General features: G+C 70.9%; 17 protein-coding genes and 1 riboswitch. Of the genes, 16 read left to right on the forward strand and 1 reads right to left on the reverse strand.

Annotated elements, in window-relative coordinates; genetic code table 11:
• Positions 1-22: 22 nt before the first annotated feature.
• The 16 genes from ACFW9O_RS12730 to ACFW9O_RS12805 all read left to right on the forward strand — a co-directional run bounded on the left by ACFW9O_RS12730 (position 23) and on the right by ACFW9O_RS12805 (position 18,089).
• Complete coding sequence (locus ACFW9O_RS12730) at positions 23-1,018, forward strand: LacI family DNA-binding transcriptional regulator (RefSeq protein WP_351178729.1); 996 nt, start codon at positions 23-25, stop codon at positions 1,016-1,018.
• Between the two features lie 199 nt (positions 1,019-1,217).
• Positions 1,218-2,642, forward strand: a complete 1,425-nt coding sequence (locus ACFW9O_RS12735; RefSeq protein WP_384608256.1) for an extracellular solute-binding protein — start codon at positions 1,218-1,220, stop codon at positions 2,640-2,642.
• A gap of 88 nt (positions 2,643-2,730) precedes the next feature.
• Entirely contained in the window at positions 2,731-3,690 is a 960-nt protein-coding gene (locus tag ACFW9O_RS12740) for a carbohydrate ABC transporter permease (protein WP_384608259.1), read from the forward strand.
• 15 nt (positions 3,691-3,705) lie between these two features.
• A complete protein-coding gene (locus ACFW9O_RS12745) occupies positions 3,706-4,650 on the forward strand; it encodes a carbohydrate ABC transporter permease (RefSeq protein WP_384608262.1) in 945 nt (314 codons plus the stop codon).
• Between the two features lie 154 nt (positions 4,651-4,804).
• Positions 4,805-6,433, forward strand: coding sequence for a glycoside hydrolase family 13 protein (locus ACFW9O_RS12750; RefSeq protein WP_384608265.1), 1,629 nt, complete (start codon positions 4,805-4,807; stop codon positions 6,431-6,433).
• A gap of 93 nt (positions 6,434-6,526) precedes the next feature.
• Positions 6,527-6,844 carry a cupin gene (locus tag ACFW9O_RS12755; protein WP_351176990.1) on the forward strand — a complete coding sequence of 106 codons (318 nt, stop codon included), beginning with the start codon at positions 6,527-6,529 and terminating at the stop codon, positions 6,842-6,844.
• A gap of 111 nt (positions 6,845-6,955) precedes the next feature.
• On the forward strand, positions 6,956-7,849 hold the full coding sequence (locus ACFW9O_RS12760) for a YihY/virulence factor BrkB family protein (RefSeq protein WP_384608268.1): 894 nt from the start codon (positions 6,956-6,958) through the stop codon (positions 7,847-7,849).
• Between the two features lie 46 nt (positions 7,850-7,895).
• Positions 7,896-8,537 carry a GNAT family N-acetyltransferase gene (locus ACFW9O_RS12765; RefSeq protein ID WP_384608270.1) on the forward strand — a complete coding sequence of 214 codons (642 nt, stop codon included), beginning with the start codon at positions 7,896-7,898 and terminating at the stop codon, positions 8,535-8,537.
• A 54-nt stretch (positions 8,538-8,591) separates the two neighbouring features.
• Positions 8,592-9,473 carry an ABC transporter substrate-binding protein gene (locus ACFW9O_RS12770; RefSeq protein WP_384608273.1) on the forward strand — a complete coding sequence of 294 codons (882 nt, stop codon included), beginning with the start codon at positions 8,592-8,594 and terminating at the stop codon, positions 9,471-9,473.
• 66 nt (positions 9,474-9,539) lie between these two features.
• Complete coding sequence (locus tag ACFW9O_RS12775; RefSeq protein ID WP_384608276.1) at positions 9,540-10,250, forward strand: helix-turn-helix domain-containing protein; 711 nt, start codon at positions 9,540-9,542, stop codon at positions 10,248-10,250.
• The gene (locus ACFW9O_RS12780; protein WP_384608279.1) at positions 10,247-11,611 is read left to right on the forward strand and encodes an MFS transporter; all 1,365 of its coding nucleotides are present in this window, start codon (positions 10,247-10,249) and stop codon (positions 11,609-11,611) included. Before ACFW9O_RS12775 ends, ACFW9O_RS12780 begins: the two co-directional genes overlap by 4 nt.
• Positions 11,612-11,766: 155 nt before the next feature.
• The gene (locus tag ACFW9O_RS12785) at positions 11,767-12,714 is read left to right on the forward strand and encodes a carbohydrate kinase (RefSeq protein WP_384608281.1); all 948 of its coding nucleotides are present in this window, start codon (positions 11,767-11,769) and stop codon (positions 12,712-12,714) included.
• A gap of 43 nt (positions 12,715-12,757) precedes the next feature.
• Entirely contained in the window at positions 12,758-14,650 is a 1,893-nt protein-coding gene (locus ACFW9O_RS12790) for an acyl-CoA dehydrogenase (RefSeq protein ID WP_384608285.1), read from the forward strand.
• Between the two features lie 273 nt (positions 14,651-14,923).
• Positions 14,924-15,108, forward strand: a riboswitch (cobalamin riboswitch).
• Between the two features lie 31 nt (positions 15,109-15,139).
• Positions 15,140-16,207 carry an ABC transporter substrate-binding protein gene (locus tag ACFW9O_RS12795; protein ID WP_384608288.1) on the forward strand — a complete coding sequence of 356 codons (1,068 nt, stop codon included), beginning with the start codon at positions 15,140-15,142 and terminating at the stop codon, positions 16,205-16,207.
• On the forward strand, positions 16,204-17,286 hold the full coding sequence (locus ACFW9O_RS12800; RefSeq protein WP_384608291.1) for a FecCD family ABC transporter permease: 1,083 nt from the start codon (positions 16,204-16,206) through the stop codon (positions 17,284-17,286). Before ACFW9O_RS12795 ends, ACFW9O_RS12800 begins: the two co-directional genes overlap by 4 nt.
• Complete coding sequence (locus ACFW9O_RS12805; protein WP_384608294.1) at positions 17,283-18,089, forward strand: ABC transporter ATP-binding protein; 807 nt, start codon at positions 17,283-17,285, stop codon at positions 18,087-18,089. The genes ACFW9O_RS12800 and ACFW9O_RS12805 overlap by 4 nt, the downstream gene beginning before the upstream one ends.
• Before the next feature lie 84 nt (positions 18,090-18,173).
• Here ACFW9O_RS12805 and ACFW9O_RS12810 read toward each other — a convergent pair whose 3' ends face one another.
• Positions 18,174-19,163, reverse strand: coding sequence for a PRC and DUF2382 domain-containing protein (locus tag ACFW9O_RS12810; RefSeq protein WP_384608297.1), 990 nt, complete (start codon positions 19,161-19,163; stop codon positions 18,174-18,176).
• Positions 19,164-19,473: the final 310 nt, after the last annotated feature.

The raw sequence follows: 19,473 nt of genomic DNA on the forward strand, positions 1-19,473 counted from the left end.
GAGTTGCGCTAGCGTTGCGGTCATGACGCGACGACTTGCCCAAGTGGCGAAGAAGGTAGGAGTCAGCGAGGCCACGGTCAGCCGGGTGCTCAACGGCAAGCCCGGAGTCTCGCGGACGACCCGCCAATCGGTGCTGACGGCCCTGGACGTGCTCGGGTACGAGCGGCCGACCCAGCTGCGCGGCGAGCGGGCCAGGCTCGTCGGCCTCGTCCTGCCCGAGCTGCAGAACCCGATCTTTCCGGCGTTCGCCGAGGTGATCGGCGGCTCCCTCGCGCAGCAGGGGCTCACGCCCGTGCTGTGCACCCAGACCAAGGGGGGCGTATCGGAGGCCGACTACGTCGAACTCCTGCTCCAGCAGCAGGTGTCCGGCGTCGTCTTCGCGGGAGGGCTCTTCGCGCAGGCCGACGAACCGCACGACCACTACCGGCGGCTCGCCGAGCGCCGCATCCCGGTCGTGCTGATCAACGCCTCCATCGAGGGGCTCGACTTCCCCTGCGTGTCCTGCGACGACGCCGTCGCGATCGAGCAGGCGTGGCGGCACCTCGTGTCCCTGGGGCACGAGCGCATCGGCCTGGTTCTCGGCCCCTCCGACCACGTCCCCTCGCGGCGCAAACTCGCCGCCGCGCTCGCCGTCGCGGGAGCGCTCCCGCAGGAGCGCGTCGAGCGGTCCATGTTCTCGCTCGAGGGCGGTCAGGCCGCGGCCTCGCGCCTGCTGGAGCGGGGGGTCACGGGGATCGTCTGCGCCAGCGACCCGCTGGCGCTCGGTGCCGTTCGTGCCGCCCGCCGGCGGGGCCTCGCCGTCCCTTCGGACGTCTCGGTCGTCGGCTTCGACGACTCGGCCTTCATGAACTGCACCGAGCCGCCGCTGACCACGGTCCGTCAGCCCATCGAGGCGATGGGGCGGGCGGCCGTCGAACTGCTCTCCGCGCTGATCCAGGGCGGCACCGTGCCGCCGGGCGAGCTCCTCTTCGAGCCCGAGCTGGTGGTCCGCGGCTCGACCGCGCAGGCGCGCACCTGACGGCCCCGCGGGGCGGATCGCCGTCCGGGGCGGTGGGTGCGTCACCGGGTGCGGCACGCTGCGGATGCGGAAGGCTGTCAAACATTTACGAAAACTGCGCGAGATATTGCGTTCACATGTCGGCGGTGGTTGAGTAAGCCGCGCCCCGGCAGAGAGTTCGCCGAGGGCCTTCCATGCTCATGCCCGAAGGGGACCACCGATGAGAAGTGCTGGGTTCCGCCGTTCTCGCACACGTCGAACCTCCGCCGCCGCGCTCGTCACCGCGCTCGCGCTGACTGCCCTTGCCTCCTGTGGCACGAGCAGCAGCAACAGCGACGAGGACAAGAGCGGTTCCGGCAGCGGCTCGTCCGATCCGTCAGCACCGCTGGACCCGAAGGCCAAGGTGACGCTGTCGATCGACTGCATGCCGCCGGCCGCGAAGGCCGCGGAGCTGCGCGAGTGGAAAGAGGACATCAAGGCGTTCGGCAAGATCTACCCGAACGTCAAGATCAACGGAAAGTCCACGCCCGGACAGTGTCTGGAGCCGCCGCGCTTCACGGCGATGCTCAAGGGCAAGTCGCAGCCGGACGTGTTCTACGCCTACTTCACCGACCTGCAGCAGGTGCTGGACAACGACGGGGCGGAGGACATCTCGGCGTACGTCACCGACAAGTCCGTCCCCGCGCTCAAGGACATCCAGCCCCAGGTGCTCGACGTGGCCCGCAAGGACGGCAAGCTCTACGCCCTGCCGACCAGCAACTACACCATGGGCCTGATCGTCAACCGGAAGCTGTTCACGCAGGCCGGCCTGGACCCGAACACCCCGCCCTCGACCTGGGAAGAGGTCCGCGCGGCGAGCAAGAAGATCGCGGCGCTCGGCAAGGGCATCGCCGGCTTCGGCGAGTACAGCGCGGGCAACAACGGTGGGTGGCACTTCGCCGCGACGCAGTACGGCCTCGGCGGTGACGTGGTCGACGCCAGTGGCAAGAAGGCGGCCTTCAACGACGAGAAGGGCAAGCAGGTCCTCCAGCAGCTGCACGACATGCGCTGGAAGGACAACAGCATGGGCCAGACCCAGCTGTTGAAGTGGGGCGATCTGCAGAAGCAGATATCCACCGACAAGCTCGGCATGTTCCTGGCCGCGCCCGACGACATCGCGTACATGGTCCAGCAACTCGGAGCCGAGTACGAGAACTTCGGGATCGGTCCGATCCCCGGCGCGCAGGGAACCCTCTTCGGCGGCAACAACTACATGATCAAGAAGGGCAGTTCGCCCGACAAGATCAAGGCGGCAGTCGCCTGGCTGAACTTCAAGAACCTCTCGCCCGGCAAGGGACAGTTCGACTGGGCCCGCACCAAGGCCGACCAGCTGCCCGTCGGGCTGCCGCAGCCGAACTTCTTCACCGGTGAGAGCAAGGCCAAGGACGACGCCAGTCGCACAGCGAACGCGACGATGCCCATCGAGAACTTCAAGGCCTTCATGGACAACCCCGTCCAGGGCAAGGCCGAGCCGCCGAAGGCCCAGGAGATCTACAAGATCCTCGACGTCGCGATGTCCGGAGTCCTGACCAACAAGGACGCAGACATCGACAAGCTGCTCTCCACCGCTGAGCAGCAGGTCAATCAGGTTCTGGCGAACCAGTAACGGACGCGCGGGGCCGGGTCACGCGGACCCGGCCCCGCAATCCCGACCGTCCGACTGCGAACGACTGCACCGGCACCGAGGAGACACCATGTCGGCCCCCACCCTGTCCACGAGCAAGGCGAGCCCGCCACCGCCCGGACATCACCGCCCCGCCCGGCCGGACTCCCCCCGCGAGGAGTTCGTGCGCGCCCTGCGCCGCAACATATCCGCGCACGGTTTCCTGATCGGCGCGGTCCTCTGCTTCTCGTTCTTCTCCTGGTACCCGATGGTCCGGGAGTTCTTCCTGGCCTTCCAGAAGACCGAGGACGGACGCACGACCTGGGCCGGCTGGTCCAACCTGAGCTACGTCTTCAACGACCCGGCCTTCTGGCAGGCCTGGCGCAACACCCTGCTCTTCACCGTCCTGGCCCTCGTGCTGGGCTTCGCGGTCCCGTTCGTCATCGCCGTGGTGCTCAACGAGTTCCGGCACGCGCAGGGATACCTGCGGCTGCTGGTCTACCTGCCGGTCATGCTGCCGCCGGTCGCCTCCGTACTGCTCTTCAAGTACTTCTACGACCCCGGCTACGGACTCTTCAACCGCATCCTGGAATTCCTCCATCTCCCCGCCCAGCAATGGCTCCAGGACCCCGACACCTCCATGCTCTCCGTCGTCATCGCGGCGACCTGGATGAACATGGGCGGAGCCACCCTCATCTACCTCGCCGCGCTCCAGGGCATCCCCGGCGAGCTGTACGAGGCGGCGGAACTCGACGGTGCCGGACTGCTGCGCAAGATCTGGCACGTCACCATTCCGCAGACCCGGCTCATCCTGTCGCTGCTGCTGCTCATGCAGATCATCGCGACGATGCAGGTGTTCACCGAGCCCTTCCTGCTCACCAACGGAGCGGGCCCCGAGGGCTCCACCACGACGGTCGTCTACCTCATCTACCAGTACGCCTTCAATTTCAACAACTACGGCAGCGCGGCGGCTCTCGGACTCGTCCTGCTCGTCGTACTCGCGGGCTTCTCCGCGGTGTACGTACGGCTCAGCCGCACCAGCGAAGACTAGGACGGGAGTACGAGGATGGCATCGAACACGCTTGTCTCCCGGCGAGGTACCGGCGGGCGCAGAGGACCCCGCGAGTCGGACCTCGGCCGCCAGCGGACCCTGATCTCGCCCGCCCAACTGGGCCGCCCCCGCGGCAAGGTCCTCTACTGGGTCATCTTCGCCGTGGTGATCGCCGCCTTCACCATCGCATTCCTCGGGCCCCTGTACTGGATGGTCACCGGGGGACTCAAGACCACGCAGGAGGTCGTGCAGAGCCCGCCCACGGCCTTCCCCACCTCGGTCCACACGGAGAACTACTCCCAGGCGTGGAACGTGATGGACCTGTCCCGGCTGCTCTTCAACACCCTGTACTACGCGTTCGGCGCGCTGGCCTTCCAGCTGATCTTCGACGTGGCCGCCGCCTACTCGCTCTCCAAGCTGCGGCCCGTCTTCGGCAAGGTCATCCTCGGCATGATGCTCGCCACCCTGATGATCCCGGCGACCGTCCTCGTCGTCCCGCAGTACCTGACCGTGCTCGACGTGCCGATCTTTGAGCGCAACCTGCTCAACTCGCCCTGGGCGATCTGGCTGCCGTCGGTCACGAACGCCTTCAACATCTTCCTGCTGAAGCGGTTCTTCGACTCGATCCCACGTGAACTGCTGGACGCCGCCGCCATCGACGGAGCCTCACCCCTGCGCACCCTGCGCTCCGTGGTGCTGCCGATCTCCCGGCCGATCCTCGGCGTCGTCTCCATCTTCGCCGTCGTCGGAGTCTGGAAGGACTTCCTCTGGCCGATGCTCACCCTGCCCGACCCGAGCAAGCAGACGCTCAACGTGGGCATCTACTCCCTGGCCAGCGGCGTCCCCGAGAACGTCCTCATCGCCGCGCTCACCATCGCGTCCGTCCCGACGCTGCTGATCTTCCTTCTCTTCCAGCGCAACATCATGAGCGGTCTCACAGCGGGCGGCCTCAAGGGATAGGGCTTCCGTCCGGATCATGACCCGCCTGATCCGGACGGAAGGGCCCAGCAGCACCCCTGCCGCCCCCCACCAGCACTCCGCCGCCGGCCATCCCACCACGTGCCCCGTGTCCGGGGCCGGCGGCGGAGTACCACCTGCCCGAAAGGAACGCCACGTGGCAGCCATCCGTCCGACCGAGGCCACCGCAACCTGGTGGCGCGACGCCGCCATCTACCAGATCTACGTACGCAGCTTCGCCGACGGCGACGGAGACGGCACCGGCGATCTCGCGGGAGTACGGGCCCGGCTGCCCTACCTCGTGGAGCTCGGTGTGGACGCGCTCTGGTTCACCCCCTGGTACCTCTCGCCCCTGGCCGACGGCGGCTACGACGTCGCCGACTACCGCGTCATCGACCCCGCCTTCGGTCATCTCGCCGAAGCCGAGAAGCTGATCGCCGAGGCCCGTGCACTGGGCATACGCACCATCATCGACATCGTTCCCAACCACGTCTCCGACCGGCACAGCTGGTTCCGGGCGGCTCTCGCGGCGGCCCCCGGCAGTCCCGAGCGCGATCTCTTCCACTTCATGCCGGGACGCGGCGAGAACGGTGAGATCCCGCCCAACGACTGGGTGTCCGAATTCGGCGGCACCCCCTGGACCAGGCTCGACGACGGCCAGTGGTACCTCCACCTGTTCGCTCCCGAGCAACCCGACCTCAACTGGGCACACCCGGCCGTCCGCCAGGAGCACGAGGACGTGCTGCGCTTCTGGTTCGAACGGGGAGTGGCGGGCGTACGCATCGACTCGGCGGCCCTGCTCGCCAAGGACCCGGCCCTGCCGGACTTCACCAAGGGCGTCGACCCCCACCCGTACATCGACCGCGACGAACTCCACGGCATCTACCGCGCCTGGCGTGCGATCGCCGACGAGTACGAGGGCATCTTCGTCGGCGAGGTATGGCTTCCCGACTCCGAGCGTTTCGCCCGCTACCTGCGCCCCGACGAACTGCACACCGCTTTCAACTTCAACTTCCTGGCCTGCCCCTGGGACGCCGGGCTGCTGCGTACTGCGATCGACGACACCCTGGCCGAGCACGCGCCGGTCGGCGCCCCCGCGACCTGGGTGCTGTGCAACCACGACGTGACACGCACCGTGACCCGGTACGGACGCGAGGACACCGGCTTCGACTTCGCCGCGAAGGTCTTCGGCACCCCCACGGATCTGGAACTCGGCACCCGCAGGGCCCGGGCCGCCGCCCTGCTCTCGCTCGCACTGCCCGGCGCCGTCTACCTGTACCAGGGCGAGGAGCTCGGCCTCCCGGAAGCCGACATCCCGCGGGCGCGGATCCAGGACCCCATGCACCTGCGCTCCGGTGGGATCGACCCCGGCCGCGACGGCTGCCGGGTGCCGCTGCCGTGGGCCGAACAGGAACCGCACGCCGGATTCGGGTCCGCGGACGAACCCTGGCTGCCGCAGCCGGCCTCCTGGCCGTCCTACGCCGCCGATCGCCAGGGCAGCGATCCCGGCTCGATGCTCAGCCTGTACCGCGAAGCCCTGAGCCTGCGCCGCAGCGAACCCGGATTCGCCGCAGCCGCCGCGGAAACGGCGGACGGCCGGCTGAACTGGCTGCCCTCGGAACCCGGGGTGCTCGCCTTCACCCGGGCCCACGGCCTGATCTGCGCCGTCAACCTCTCCGGAGCTCCGGTGCCGCTCCCCGACCACGCCGAGGTGCTGCTGACCAGTGCTCCGCTGGACGGCTCCGGCCTGCTGCCCAGTGATGCGGCGGCCTGGCTGCGGAGCTGACACCGCCACCGGCCGGGCCGTCACCGTACCCACCGGTGGCGGCCCGGCCCGGGGTGGATAGCGGGGGAGCGGAGGCTGCGGCACAGTGGTCGTATGGATGATCTCAACGCTCTCGCCGACGAGCACCTGACCGCGGCCCGCGCCAGCGCGCACGGGCGCAGCGCGCACCTGCTGCTGCGGCAGGAACCGCTGCGGCAGACGGTGATCGCACTCACCTCGGGATCCGCCCTCGACGAGCACAACGCACCCCCCGCCGCCTCGCTCCAGGTACTGCGCGGCCGGGTCCGGCTCACCGCCGCCTCCGGGGACGTGGAGCTGACCACGGGCGGGCTGCACCCGATTCCCCAGGAACGGCACGGGCTGCTGGCGCTCGAGGACGCCGTGGTACTGCTGACAGCTGTCAACGACTGAGCACGCAGGAATACACCTGCGGGACGGAGGCATGAGAGAAAGGTGGCAGCCGGACCGTCCTCCGACGCCGTCCGGCCCGCCGATCCTTCCTTCGTCCCCCGGAGTACCAGCGTGCCCAGCAGGACCGACGCCCCCGCCGCGGACAGCACCGCGCCCCCGACCGGGCGGGCCGCACCGAGCTGGCGCACCGCCCTGCGCCGTACTCCCGTCTCGCTCTGGAACGACGACCTCTCCGACTGGGCAGCGGCCCTCACGTACTACGCCATCCTCGCCCTGCTCCCGGCGCTCCTGGTCACCGTGTCCGTCATCGGTCTCGCGAGCCCCGGCGCCACCAACGCCCTGATCATCGACATCACGGCCTTCGCACCCGCCGAGTCCGGAGCGGCGCTGCGCCAGCCCCTGGAGGCGGCCACCCACGAGCGCACCGCCGTCTGGCTCCTCGTGGCCACCGGGAGCGTCAGCGCCGTGTGGTCGGCATCCAGCTACCTGGCGGTCTTCCGCAGAGCGCTGCACGCCATGCACGACGTGAAGGACACCAGGCCCGCCCTGCGCCAGGCGCACATCATCGTGGCCTCCGCGATCGGACTGCTCGTCCTGCTCATGGCCAGTGCGTTCGCGCTGGTCCTCACCGGTCCGCTGGCCCGCTGGTTCGGGGAACGGACGGGCCTGACCCACGCCGGTGAGACCGTCTGGGCGGTCCTCAAGTGGCCCGTGCTGCTCTGCCTGGTCGCCTGTCTGATCCTGGTCCTCTTCAGCACCGGTCCGCGTACCGCCCGGGGCGTGCGGCGCGGGCTGCCGGGTGGAGTGCTCGCCGCGTTCCTGTGGCTGTTCGCCTCGGCGGGATTCGCTATGTACGCCACCCACATCGGCAGCTACAGCCGGCTGTACGGTTCGCTGGCCGGTCTGGTCGTCTTCCTGATCTGGATCTGGTTCACCAATCTGGCACTCCTGTCCGGTGCTCAGTTCAACGTCGAACTCGGACGCGTGAAGGGCGGCGGCAGCTGAGGGCAAAGCCCTTGTGGGAGCGCTCCCAAATGGGCAGGATGGGGCGATGACCCAGGCAGCGCACGTACGTCTCTTTCGACCCGGCGACCGTGAGGCCCTTGCGGAGATCTGCATCCGCACAGCGGACAACGGCGGTGACTCCCGGCACCTGTACCCCGATCCGGAGCTCATGCCGACGCTGTTCGCGGCACCCTACGCATACCTCGAACCCGAGCTGACGTTCGTCCTGGACGACGGGTCCGGGCAGGCGGTCGGCTACATCCTGGGGACCGCCGACACCCGGCAGTTCGTGGACGCCTTCCGCAAGGTCTGGCTCCCCCTGGTGACGGAACGCTTCCCCCGGCCCGGGACGCCGAGCACCTTCGTCGAGGAGATGACCGCGCTTCTCCACCGCCCCGAACGCATGATCCTTCCCGAGCTGGACGGGCATCCGGCGCATCTGCACATCGACCTGCTGCCGCCCTGGCAGCGCAAGGGCTACGGGAGGGAGCTGATGGGCACCTTCCTGGACGCGCTCCACTCCAAGGGGGTCCCGGCCGTCCATCTGTCGATGCTGGTGGCGAACACCCCGGCCAGGGCCTTCTACGACCGCCTCGGATTCCATGAGATCGAGGTCCCCGATCCGGGGCCGCTCGCCTATCTGGGACGTTCCACCGAGGGGTGTGGCGACGACCGGCTGGGCAGGTAGTCAGGTGCGAGCCCGGGCGAGGGCCGAGCCGGCCGGTACGGAGGAGTGAGAGACGTGACGGAGCAGAGTGCGTGGAGGTTCGCGGACGACCGAGGGCAGCAGCTGGCGGCGGAGCGGCGCCCTTCGCGCGTGCTCGCCTACATCCAGGCCGGAGCGACGCTGTGGGACAACGGAGTGCGCCCGGAGGGGATCTTCGGTTCCGGCCATGACGGTGCGGCGCCCGACCGGGCGAAGACCGGCACGCTCCCGCTGGACACCGTCGACTACCGGGGAGCGGGCGCGGGCCTGGACGTGGAGACCCTGTTACGCGGTCGGCCGGACCTGGTCGTCGCCGTCAGCTACGGCCACGGACAGGTCTACGGGCTGGACCCGGACGCCGCCAAGCAGCTGGAGGAGCGGGTGCCGGTCGCCGTGATCGACGTGGGTCAGGCGCGCACGCTGGACCGCATAGCGGAGCGGTTCGCCGAGCTGGCCCGCTCGCTCGGCGGTGAACCGGTCCCAGGTGTCGCCGAGGACCTGGCAGCCGCCAGGGAGCGGCTGCGCGCCGTGGCCGGAGCCGTTCCCGGCGGCCCGAGGGTGGTGGCGCTGTCCCCGGCCGGCCAGGAGGAGGCCCACGTCGCCCGCCCGCCGATGTGGCCCGAACTGCGGGTGCTGGCCGAGCTGGGGGTCGACCTCGTGTCACCGGCCGAGGGCGGGGGAGTCAACTGGTCCACCACGCCCTGGGGCCGGGCGGCGGAGTTCCGGCCGGACGTCGTCCTCGCGGACGTCCGGTCGAACGCGACCCCGCTCGGCGAGATCGGTGCGCCGGACTGGCGGGCGGCCACGGAGGCGGCGTGGATCGTCCCGTGGAACCCGGAGCCCGTGTGCAGTCCCCAGGCCCATGCCCGCTTCCTCGCGCTGGTGGCGGACGCTCTGGAGGGGACGCGGAACGGCTGACAGGTTTCCCAAAAACATTCTGCAAAAATACTTTGGGAAAGTGTGGATCTCGTCTAGCCTGCCGTCATGGACAGCGACGGCTCACCCCGAAAACTCGACCCCGCACAGGACTCGGCGGCGCTGAAGGCACTCACCCACCCGCTGCGTCTCCGGCTGCTCGGCCTGCTGCGGCAGCACGGTCCGGCCACCGCGAGCGAGCTGGCGGTCAGGACGGGTGAGTCGTCGGCCTCGACCAGTTACCACCTGCGCGTGCTGGCCAAGTACGCGTTCGTCGCGGAGGCGGAGCACCGGGACGGCCGCGAGCGACGGTGGCAGGCGGTGCACGCCGTCACCTCGTGGAGCAACGAGGGAATGCTGGCCACGTCAGGGGGCCGGGCGGTGCTGGGCACGTTCTGGCGTCGCTCGATCGAGCACCTGCAGCACTCGGTGGTCCAGCACGAGGCGGACATCGAGGAGGGCAGGCTGGGGGAGGAGTGGCACGAGCCCTCCGGTGTCAGCGACCTGATGCCCCGACTGACACCGGAATCCCTGAGAGAGCTGTGGGACGCGTTCGAAGCCAAGGTGACGGAGCTGACCGCCCGGGACGAGCACGATCCGAGGGCCGAGCGGGTCGTGCTGGTCACGGCCGGACTCGCGCTGGCGGCGAGCGAACCCACGGCACCCGAGTCCGCGGATCCCCTCACCGAGGAGCCGCGCTCCGGCCGCGACACACGCGTCGGCGGCACTCGCCCCGACGTCACGTCCGAGGCCGGCCCCCGTTCCCGGGGCACCTCGTGACCCGGCCCGCGCCCGCCACCGCGCACACCGAGTACACCGGGCCGGACGAACGCACCGCGCGGCGCCGCTTCGTCACGGTGTCGTTCCTGTTCTGGCTGCCGGCCGGTCTGACCGCCGCTCCCATGGTCCTGCTCTTCACCGAACGAGGCCTGGCCCTCGCCGCCGTGGCCGGGGCCTTCGCCGCACACTCCCTCACCGCCGCCGCCCTCGAACTCCCCACCGGCGGCCTCTCCGACGTCATCGGCCGCCGCACCGTCCTGGCCGGCGCCGGAGTCCTCAACGTGTGCGCCCTCACCCTCATAGGACTCGGAACGGCCGGCTGGGTCCTCGCCCTCGGCATGGCGCTGATGGGCGCGGGCCGCGCCCTGTCCAGCGGACCGGCCGAAGCCTGGTACGTCGACACCGTGCACGCCCGCTCCGGGCCCGACGCCGACCTGCGCACGGGACTGGCGCGCGGCGGCGCCGCGTCCTCGGCCGCCCTGGCACTCGGCGTGATGCTCGGCGGCGCACTGCCCTGGCTGCTCGGCCTCGGCCCTGACTTCGGCGCCCGGCTGCGCGCCCACACCTCCGACCTCGTACTGCCGCTCTCGGTCCCCGTCCTCCTGGGCGTGGCCGTCGAGGCGGTCTTCGTCCTCTACGCCCTCACCGCACTGCCCGAACCTCCTCGCCCCCGCGCCACCCTGCGCGGTGTGCTGCGCGGTGTCCCGGAGGCCATCGGCGCGGGTCTGAGGCTCGGCGCCCGGGACACGCTGATCCGCCGCATCCTGATGACCGCGGGCGCCGCCGGCACCGCGCTTGCCGCACTCGAACTGCTCACGCCCGGCCGCGCCGCAGCCGTCACGGGAGCCTCCGAGTCCGGGGCGGTGCTCTTCGCGGGTCTGGCAGCCGCCGGGTTCGTCTGTTCCGCACTCGGCAGTCAGATCGCCCCGCTCGTCGCCCGGTTCGCGGGCGGGAGCGAACGTGCGGTCCTGGCGAGTCTCGCGGCGAGTGCCACCGGTCTCCTGGTGCTCGCGGCGACCGTGTCCTCCACCGGAGCGGCAGCCCTGACCCTGGCCGTCGCCGGATACGCCCTGGTGTACCTGGGGCTCGGGGCCGCCGGTCCCAGTGAGAACGACCTCCTGCACCGCCGCGTCGACACCTCGGGCCGTGCGACGGCACTTTCCGTGCAGTCACTCAGTCTGCAGCTCGTCGGGGCGGCCGGAGGGCTGGTCACGGGTGTGCTGCCCGCGGGCCCCCTGCCCTGGCTGCTCTGTGCCACGGTGCTGCTGGCAGGCGCCCTGCTGTGGGCCCGTCGGGCCGCCGGCCCTGCCGCACAGCTCGTCGGCCGGCCGGGACCCGCCACGGGAGACGGCATCGGCTGACGTCCCCGCCGCGCGTGAGGGACGCCCTCCGGTGTCCGTACCGGGCGCGAGATCTCCCGGCACCCCCGCGCACGAGGCAGAATCGTCGGCAGCGTGTCCACCGGCCACCGCGTGCCGGACACCCCCGCCCGGCGTCACTCCTGGAGACCCTCCTCATGCTCGACAGACTCGCTCTGCTGGTCATCGGCGAATGCGTCGCCGACATCGTGCGGGAGCCGGGCGCGGCAGACCGCGTCCACCCGGGCGGCAGCCCCGCGAACGTCGCGTACGGTCTGGCCCGGCTGGGCCGGAGCACGACGCTCCTCACCCAGCTCGGCCAGGACGCGAACGGACGGCTCATCCGGAACCATCTGGCATCGGCAGGGGTCCGTGTGCGCACCGACGGGTGCGGCGCGCCCACGCCGTCCGCCGCCGTCACCCTGGACGACGCGGGGCGGGCCTCGTACACCTTCGAGATCACCTGGTCACTGGCCCCGGTGACGCCGGAGCGGCCGCCGCAGCATGTGCACACCGGGTCGATCGCCGCCGTCGTCGAGCCGGGGGCCGGTACTGTCCTGGCCACCGTCGAAGCACTCCGGGCGAACGCGACCGTCAGCTACGACCCGAATGTGCGCCCCGAGCTGATGGGAGACCACGCCGAGGCCGTACGCAGGGTCGAACGCTGTGTCGCCCTCAGCGACGTGGTCAAGGCGAGCGACGAGGACCTGGCGTGGCTGTATCCGGGTGAGACACCGGAGAGGACCGCCGAGCGGTGGCTGCGCTCCGGTCCGGCGGTCGTCCTCGTCACGCGGGGAGCCGAAGGGGCGCTGGCGGTCCTCCCCGGTGCGACGGTGAAGGTCGACGCGGTGCCCGTCCGGGTCGCCGACACCGTGGGAGCGGGCGACGCGTTCATGTCCGGCACGCTGCACAGCCTGGCTGCGCACGGACTGCTCGGAGAGGGCGGCCGCGCACGGCTGCGTTCACTGGACACCAGGACCCTGGGCGACGTGCTGCGCCACGGGGCGGCATCGGCCGCCGTGACCGTCGCACGGGCCGGTGCCCTTCCTCCCGACGAGGAGGAGCTGGCGGCGGGCCTGACCGGGGCACCTGTCCCCAAGGCCTGACGACGCCGGTGTCCTCCCGCCCGCCCCGGTCGTTTAGTCCTTCATGACCGTGACCCTTACCGACACCGTCCAACCGTCCACGGCCGACCTGCTGACCGGCGTCCTCCTCGGCGCGGACTTCCGCCGGGAGCACGGCTTCTGGCGGCGGCTGATCATTACAGAACCGTTCCGCCGCCCCGTGGGCGGTACGCCCGAAGAGCGGCTTGCCCTCGCCTACGACCGGCTGCGGATCCTCAACCGCTCCCTCGACAGCGGAGCCCGCCTCGCAGCCGACCCGCGCGCGCTGGCCGCCCTGCACGAATGGCTGGGCCCGGTGGATCCCGCGCTCACCACCGTGGCGGGCATCCACTACAGCCTCTTCCTCGGCAGTCTCCTCGACCACGACGCAGGCACGGACCGCGATCTGTCCGACTTCCTGGGGATGCGGCGCATCGGCACGTTCCTCTGTACGGAGGTGGCGCACGGCAACGACGCGGCCTCCCTGGAGACCACCGCGACGTACGACCGTGAGCGGGACGGGTTCGTCCTGCACACCCCGAACGCGGGGGCGCAGAAGTTCATGCCCAACACCAGCCCGGCGGGCGGACCGAAGACCGGGCTCGTCGCCGCGCGCCTCCTCGCCGACGGTACGGACCACGGTGTCCACCTCTTCCTGGTCCCGCTCACCGACGACGTACAGGCTCTTCCAGGCGTACGGGTCCGGCGGTTGCCGGCGCGGATGGGCAGCCCCGTGGACCACTGCCTGACCTCGTTCGACCGGCTGTTCGTCGGGCGGGACTCCCTGTTGGGGGAAGGGAGGGGACTCGGCGGGGACGGCGAGTTCATCAGCACCCCCGCCGACCGGCGGCGCCGCTTCCTGACATCCATCGGCCGTGTGACCCCGGGGCGGATCTCCATGAGCGCCTGCGCGGCCGGCTCCGCCCGCGCCACGCTTGCGGTAGCCGTCCGCTACGGCAGCCATCGCATGGTCTCCGGCGCCCGGGGCGCCGGGCAGATTCCGGTGAACGCCCACCGGACCCACCACGGGCCGCTCGCCTCGGCGATGGCCACCGTCTTCGCCATGAGTCTGCTGCACCGCAGGGCACTCGACCGGTGGGAGCGCCGCACCGACGCGGACAGGGTGGAGGCGGAGCGGCTGGTGGCCGTCGCCAAGGGATGGATCACCTGGCAGGCCCGCTCGGTCATCGTCGAATGCCGTGAACGCTGCGGGGCACAGGCGCTGTTGGAGAACAACGGCATGACGGAGCTGGTCACCGGAATCGAAGGTGCCATCACGGCGGAGGGCGACAACCTCGCCGTCCACGCCAAGGCGGCGGCCGACATGCTCTTCGCCGCCGAATCCTCCTCCGGGAACCCCTCGCAGGACGCGGCGGACGGGACCGGCGACACCCCGGCCGAGCGGACCCCCGGTGAACTGGCCGACCCCCGGTTCCTCGGCAGGCTCCTGGACGCGGTGGAGGACATCTGGTTCACCCGGGCCAGGAAAAGCGCGCTCGGGGCAGCACAAAGCGACCCCCTCGCACGGTGGAACGCGGCCTCCGGAGCCGCACTGCGCGGGGTCGAGGCCCACGCGTACCGACAGGCGGCCGAGGGCTTCGCCGAAGCGCTGGCCACGCTCCCCGAGGGCGCCGCCCGGGAGCGGCTGGCCGAACTGGAGCGGCTTTTCGCCGTCCGGTGGGTGGCACGCAACAGCGGGGACCTGCTGGCGGCAGGTCACCTGACCGCGCAACAGGTCGACGAACTGCCCGGAGCCACCGAGGAACTGATCGCAGCCGTCGCCGCGCACGCACCCGAACTGGTCGAGTCCTTCGCGCTGCCGGAAGAGCTGCTCGCCGACTGGCCGATCGCAGGACCGGACTACGCCGACGCGTACGACGACCCGAAGGGCCCCTGGCATCCGGCGTCCGCCGAGCCGTCACCGCCCACCGCGCCGTGAGCGACCGACGGGCCGTCCGGACACGACCCGGCACGGCTGGGGCCCGGCGTGTGCGCGAGGCCGCCGAGATCCTCGGCCTGCGGGCCGTACTGCTCGCGTACTGGGGAACGACATCCCTCCTCGCCCGCCTGCGCGGACGCCGGTGAGAGCCGGAGAATCGGTTCGTCGCACGTACTGACCCGGAGCGCGGTTCCCGGCCGGGGACAGGGCCGGCGCGGAGGACACCCCACCCGCCGTGCCGGCCGCGGCCCCCGGGGCCGCCGTCCGGCTGCGTGATAGCTTGCAGAAGCCAGTCACACTCCACGTGGAGTCAGGGAATCCGGTGCGAAACCGGAGCTGACGCGCAGCGGTGAGGGGGACGGGCGGGGCCACGGCCACTGGACACCCTCGGGGTCCGGGAAGGCGTCCCGTCCGGACGAACCCGAGTCCGAAAACCTGCTGGCACCCGTTTCCCGTACCGGGAGCGGTGCTTCGTACCGGGCTCCGCGCATGAGCCCCAGGACGCAGAGGGACCCAGTGCCGCCCATAGCCAGTACCGTACGCCGAACCGCCCTGCTCACGGCCGGACTTGTCCTGCTGTCCGCCTGCGGTGGCGGCTCGTCCGGGAAACCCGCGCAGGGCGCCGGCGCCGCCGGTTACCCCGTGACGCTGAAGAACTGCGGACGCACCGTCACCGTCGGGGCCGCCCCGCACCACGCGGTGTCCCTGGACCAGGGATCGACGGAGATCCTGCTCTCGCTCGGCCTCGCCGACCGGCTGGCGGGCACCTCCACCTGGACCGACCCGGTGATGAAGGGCCTGGAGAAGGCCAGTGCGAGCGTTCCCCGCATCGCCGAGAACCGGCCCTCCTCGGAGAAGGTCCTCGACAAGGAACCCGACTTCATCAGCGCCTCGTTCGAATCGACCCTCGGCAAGGGCGGTGTCGCCCCCCGCGAACAGTTCGAGGACCTCGGCGTCCCCACCTACGTCTCGCCGGCCGACTGCACGGCCAAGGACAACAGCACAGGCGGGGACGGTTCCCGTACGAAGCCGCTGACCATGGAGAGCGTCTACGCCGAAGTGCACGACCTGGCTAAGGTGTTCGGTGTCCCGGAACGCGGTGACGAGCTCGTCGCCCGCCTCCGGGCACGCATCAGCACGGCGACCGAAGGCATCGAGGCATCCGACGCCACCCTGCTCTACTGGTTCGCCAACGCCGAGGCGCCCTACCTCGCGGGGTGCTGCGGGGCGCCCGGAATCATCACCGAGGAGCTCGGCGCGAAGAACGTCTTCGACGACACCCAGGAGGAGTGGCCCCAGATCAACTGGGAGACCGTCGCCGACCGCAACCCCGATGTACTGGTCATCGGTGACCTGACCCGCAGGTCGCAGACCGCCGAGAGCGCCGAGAAGAAGATCCGGTTCCTGGAGACCAACCCCGCCACGAGGAACATGGACGCCGTACGGCACAAACGCTACGTCCTCCTCAGCGGCCAGGCCATGAACCCCTCCATCCGCACCGTCGAAGGCGTGGAGCTCGTTGCCGCAGGGCTGCGCGGCTTCGGGCTCGCGGGATGACCGACACCCGACAGGCCGTTGGTGTACACGCGCAGAAGACACCGACGGCCCGCCCGGCCGGTGTCCGTGTCCTGCGCGACGGCCTCCTGTGGAGCTGCGGGACGGCGCTGCTGGTCCTGTCCGTCGCGGTCGCCGTCACCATCGGACCCGCCCGGATCTCCGTCCCGGACGTCTGGTCCGCGGTGGCGGCCCATTTCGGCCTCGGGGACTCGCGGCTCACCCCGATCCGGGACGGCATCATCTGGAACCTGCGCATGCCCCGCACCCTGCTCGCCGCGGTGTGCGGGGCCGGACTCGCGGTGTGCGGCACCGTGATGCAGTCACTGCTGCGCAACCCTCTCGCCGACCCGTTCGTGCTCGGTGTCTCCTCCGGGGCGTCCACCGGCGCGGTCGTGGTCGTCATCCTCGGGGCGGGCGGGGGAGCGGTGTCGATCTCGGCCGGTGCCTTCATCGGGGCCATCTGCTCGTTCGCCCTCGTCCTGCTGCTCAGCCACACGCTCGGCGGGACGACCGACCGGGTTGTCCTCTCCGGTGTGGCGGCGATGCAGCTCTTCTCCGCGCTCACCTCCTTCGTCGTGATGACGGCCGCCGACGCCGAGCAGACACGCGGGGTGCTGTTCTGGCTGCTCGGCTCCCTGAGCGGGGTCGGCTGGACCGATGTGTGGATGTGCGCGGCGGTGCTCGCCGGGACGCTGCTGATCTGCCTCGGCCACGCCCGTACGCTCGACGCCTTCGCGTTCGGCCAGGACGCGGCGGCCACCCTCGGCGTCCATGTCGCCCGCACCCGGATCGTGCTGCTCTGCACCACGGCGCTGCTGACCGCGGCGCTCGTCAGCTCGGCGGGCGCCATCGGCTTCGTCGGCCTCGTACTGCCGCACGCGGCCCGCGCCCTGACCGGCTCGGGGCACCGGCGTCTGCTGCCGGTCACCGCGCTCGCCGGAGCGGTGTTCCTGGTCTGGGTCGACACGCTGGCCCGCACCGTCCTCGACCCGCAGGAGGTACCGGTCGGGGTGGTCACCGCCCTCATCGGTGTGCCCGCCTTCGTGCTGGTCCTGTACCGCACCCGGAGGGCCACATGACCACCGCCGTCGAAGGCCTGCGGGCCGAGCGCGTGACGCGGGAGGCGGGCGGGCGGATCGTCCTCGACGGTGTGGACATCGCCCCGCCGCCCGGAGCCACGCTCGGACTCCTGGGGCCGAACGGGTCCGGCAAGTCCACGCTCCTGCGCATCATGGCCGGAATCCTCGGCCCGGGCGCGGGCACGGTGACCCTCGACGGCCGGACCCTCGCGGAGACCGGCCGCCGCACCGTCGCCCGACGCGTCGCCGTGGTCGACCAGCACGCCACCACCCAGGTCGAGTTGAGCGTCCTGGACGTCGTGCGCCTCGGGCGTATCCCGCACCGCCGTGCCTGGGCGGCACCCGGCGGCGAGGACGAGGACGCCGTGGTCGAGGCGCTGGAGCGCACCGGCCTCGCCGACCGCACCGAGCAGTCCTGGCACACCCTGTCCGGCGGTGAGCGCCAGCGCGTCCAGATCGCCCGTGCACTCGCGCAGCAGCCTCGTGAACTCCTCCTGGACGAGCCGACGAACCATCTGGACATCCAGCACCAGCTGGAGTTGCTGTCCCTCGTCTCCGCGCTGCCCGTCACCGCTGTGGTGGCGCTGCACGACCTCAACCTGGCCGCGATGTTCTGCGACCGCGTCACCGTGCTGAAGGAAGGACGGGTGGTGGCCGGCGGAACGCCCGCGGAGGTGATCACCGCAGATCTCATCGCCGACGTCTACCGGGTACGGGCGGTGGTGACGCCCGAAGGGCCCGACGGCAGACCTTCGGTGCGCTTCCTGCCGGGGGGTGCCGCGGGCGGCCCGGCTTCCGGCTGACCCACGGCGAAGGGGCGGGCCCGCGTCGTCCGGGTCCCGCCCCTCGCTGCTTGTCGCGCGGCCTGTCGCCGCTGAGTGAGGGGGTCAGCGGCGCCGTCCCTGGCCGAACTCGCCGCCCGTGTCCTTGCCGCTGCCCATGTCCTTGCCGTCCGCGTAGTCGATCTTCTCCTTGCGGAGTTCGGCGGAGACTTCCTTCTGCTCGGTGACCTTGTTGGTTTCGAGGCGGACGCGTTCCACCGGGACGGCCTCCTTGCGGACGGTGGCACGTTCGGCGTGCAGGGTGACTTCGACGTCCTCTTCGCCGATGCTCGTCGTTCCGGTCGACTTCTCGCCCGGCCGCATGGGTTCGCGCACCACGCGTACTTCCTCGTGGGACACGGGTACGGTCCGCGTGACGTTCTCGGTCACGACGTACTTGTGCAGGTGCGCCTTTCCGCTCTCGTACTCCTCCGTACCGACGAGGAGCTGTTCCTCGGAACGGACCATCTCCTCCCGGCCCCCGGCGCCGGGGGCGGACCGCTGGGCTCCGGCTCCGGCGAGCGGGCGCGACGTGGAGGACGTCTCCGTGTCACGGTGCCTGCCCATGCCGGCGCCCGAGGTGGCCGCCGCGCCCGTGGTGCCGGCCGTCGTCGCCTTCCCGGTACGGGCTGTTCCCGCGGCTCCTGCCGCTCCCGCGGCTCCGGCGGCTCCCATGGCTGCCGTTCCGGTGCCGGACGTGGTGCGCGCGTCGCCGCCGGCGGTGCCAGTGGTCTTCCTGGTCATGCCGTAGTGCCGGTAGAGCTCTTCCTCCTCGGCCACGGAGAGATGCGCGTCGGCGTCCACCCGGGGGGCTTCCTTGACGCGGTCCTTCGTGTGCGAGACGTGCAGGTCGGAGCCCACGCGGCGGGCCCCGGCGAGCGGTACGAAGCTCTCCTTCATGCCGAACATGCCGGTCTTGACCGTGATCCAGTCGGGCTTGCCGGTGTCGTCGTCGACGTACACCCGTCCTACACTGCCGACCTTTTCGCCGTCACTGTCGTAGACGGTCAGACCGTCGAGTTCTCCGGAATCCGTGAAACCGTCAGCGGCTCCCATGGCCGATTCCTCCTCGCCCGGGCACGCCCTGTGGGTGGGTCCAGCAGAAAAGGCGCGTCCGGCTTCCATCGCGCCTCACCCGGTTGGACGCTGCAACCTCCCGGCTCGGGCACCGGGCGGCCCGGAGCAGCGGGGGTGGGCGGTGGCCCCGCGCAATGCCTGTATCGGCCCCTTCCCTCCGTTACGCCATTCGGGTGAGCACCCTCATGGGTGCACCGGGGATGCGGTCCCGCCCCGCACGTATGATCGACGCGCCGTCGCCGAACGTCGGGCGGCCTGTCCCCGGGGGTGCGCCATCGATTCCGTACGG

The organism is Streptomyces sp. NPDC059499, assembly GCF_042749285.1.
Classification (GTDB): domain Bacteria; phylum Actinomycetota; class Actinomycetes; order Streptomycetales; family Streptomycetaceae; genus Streptomyces.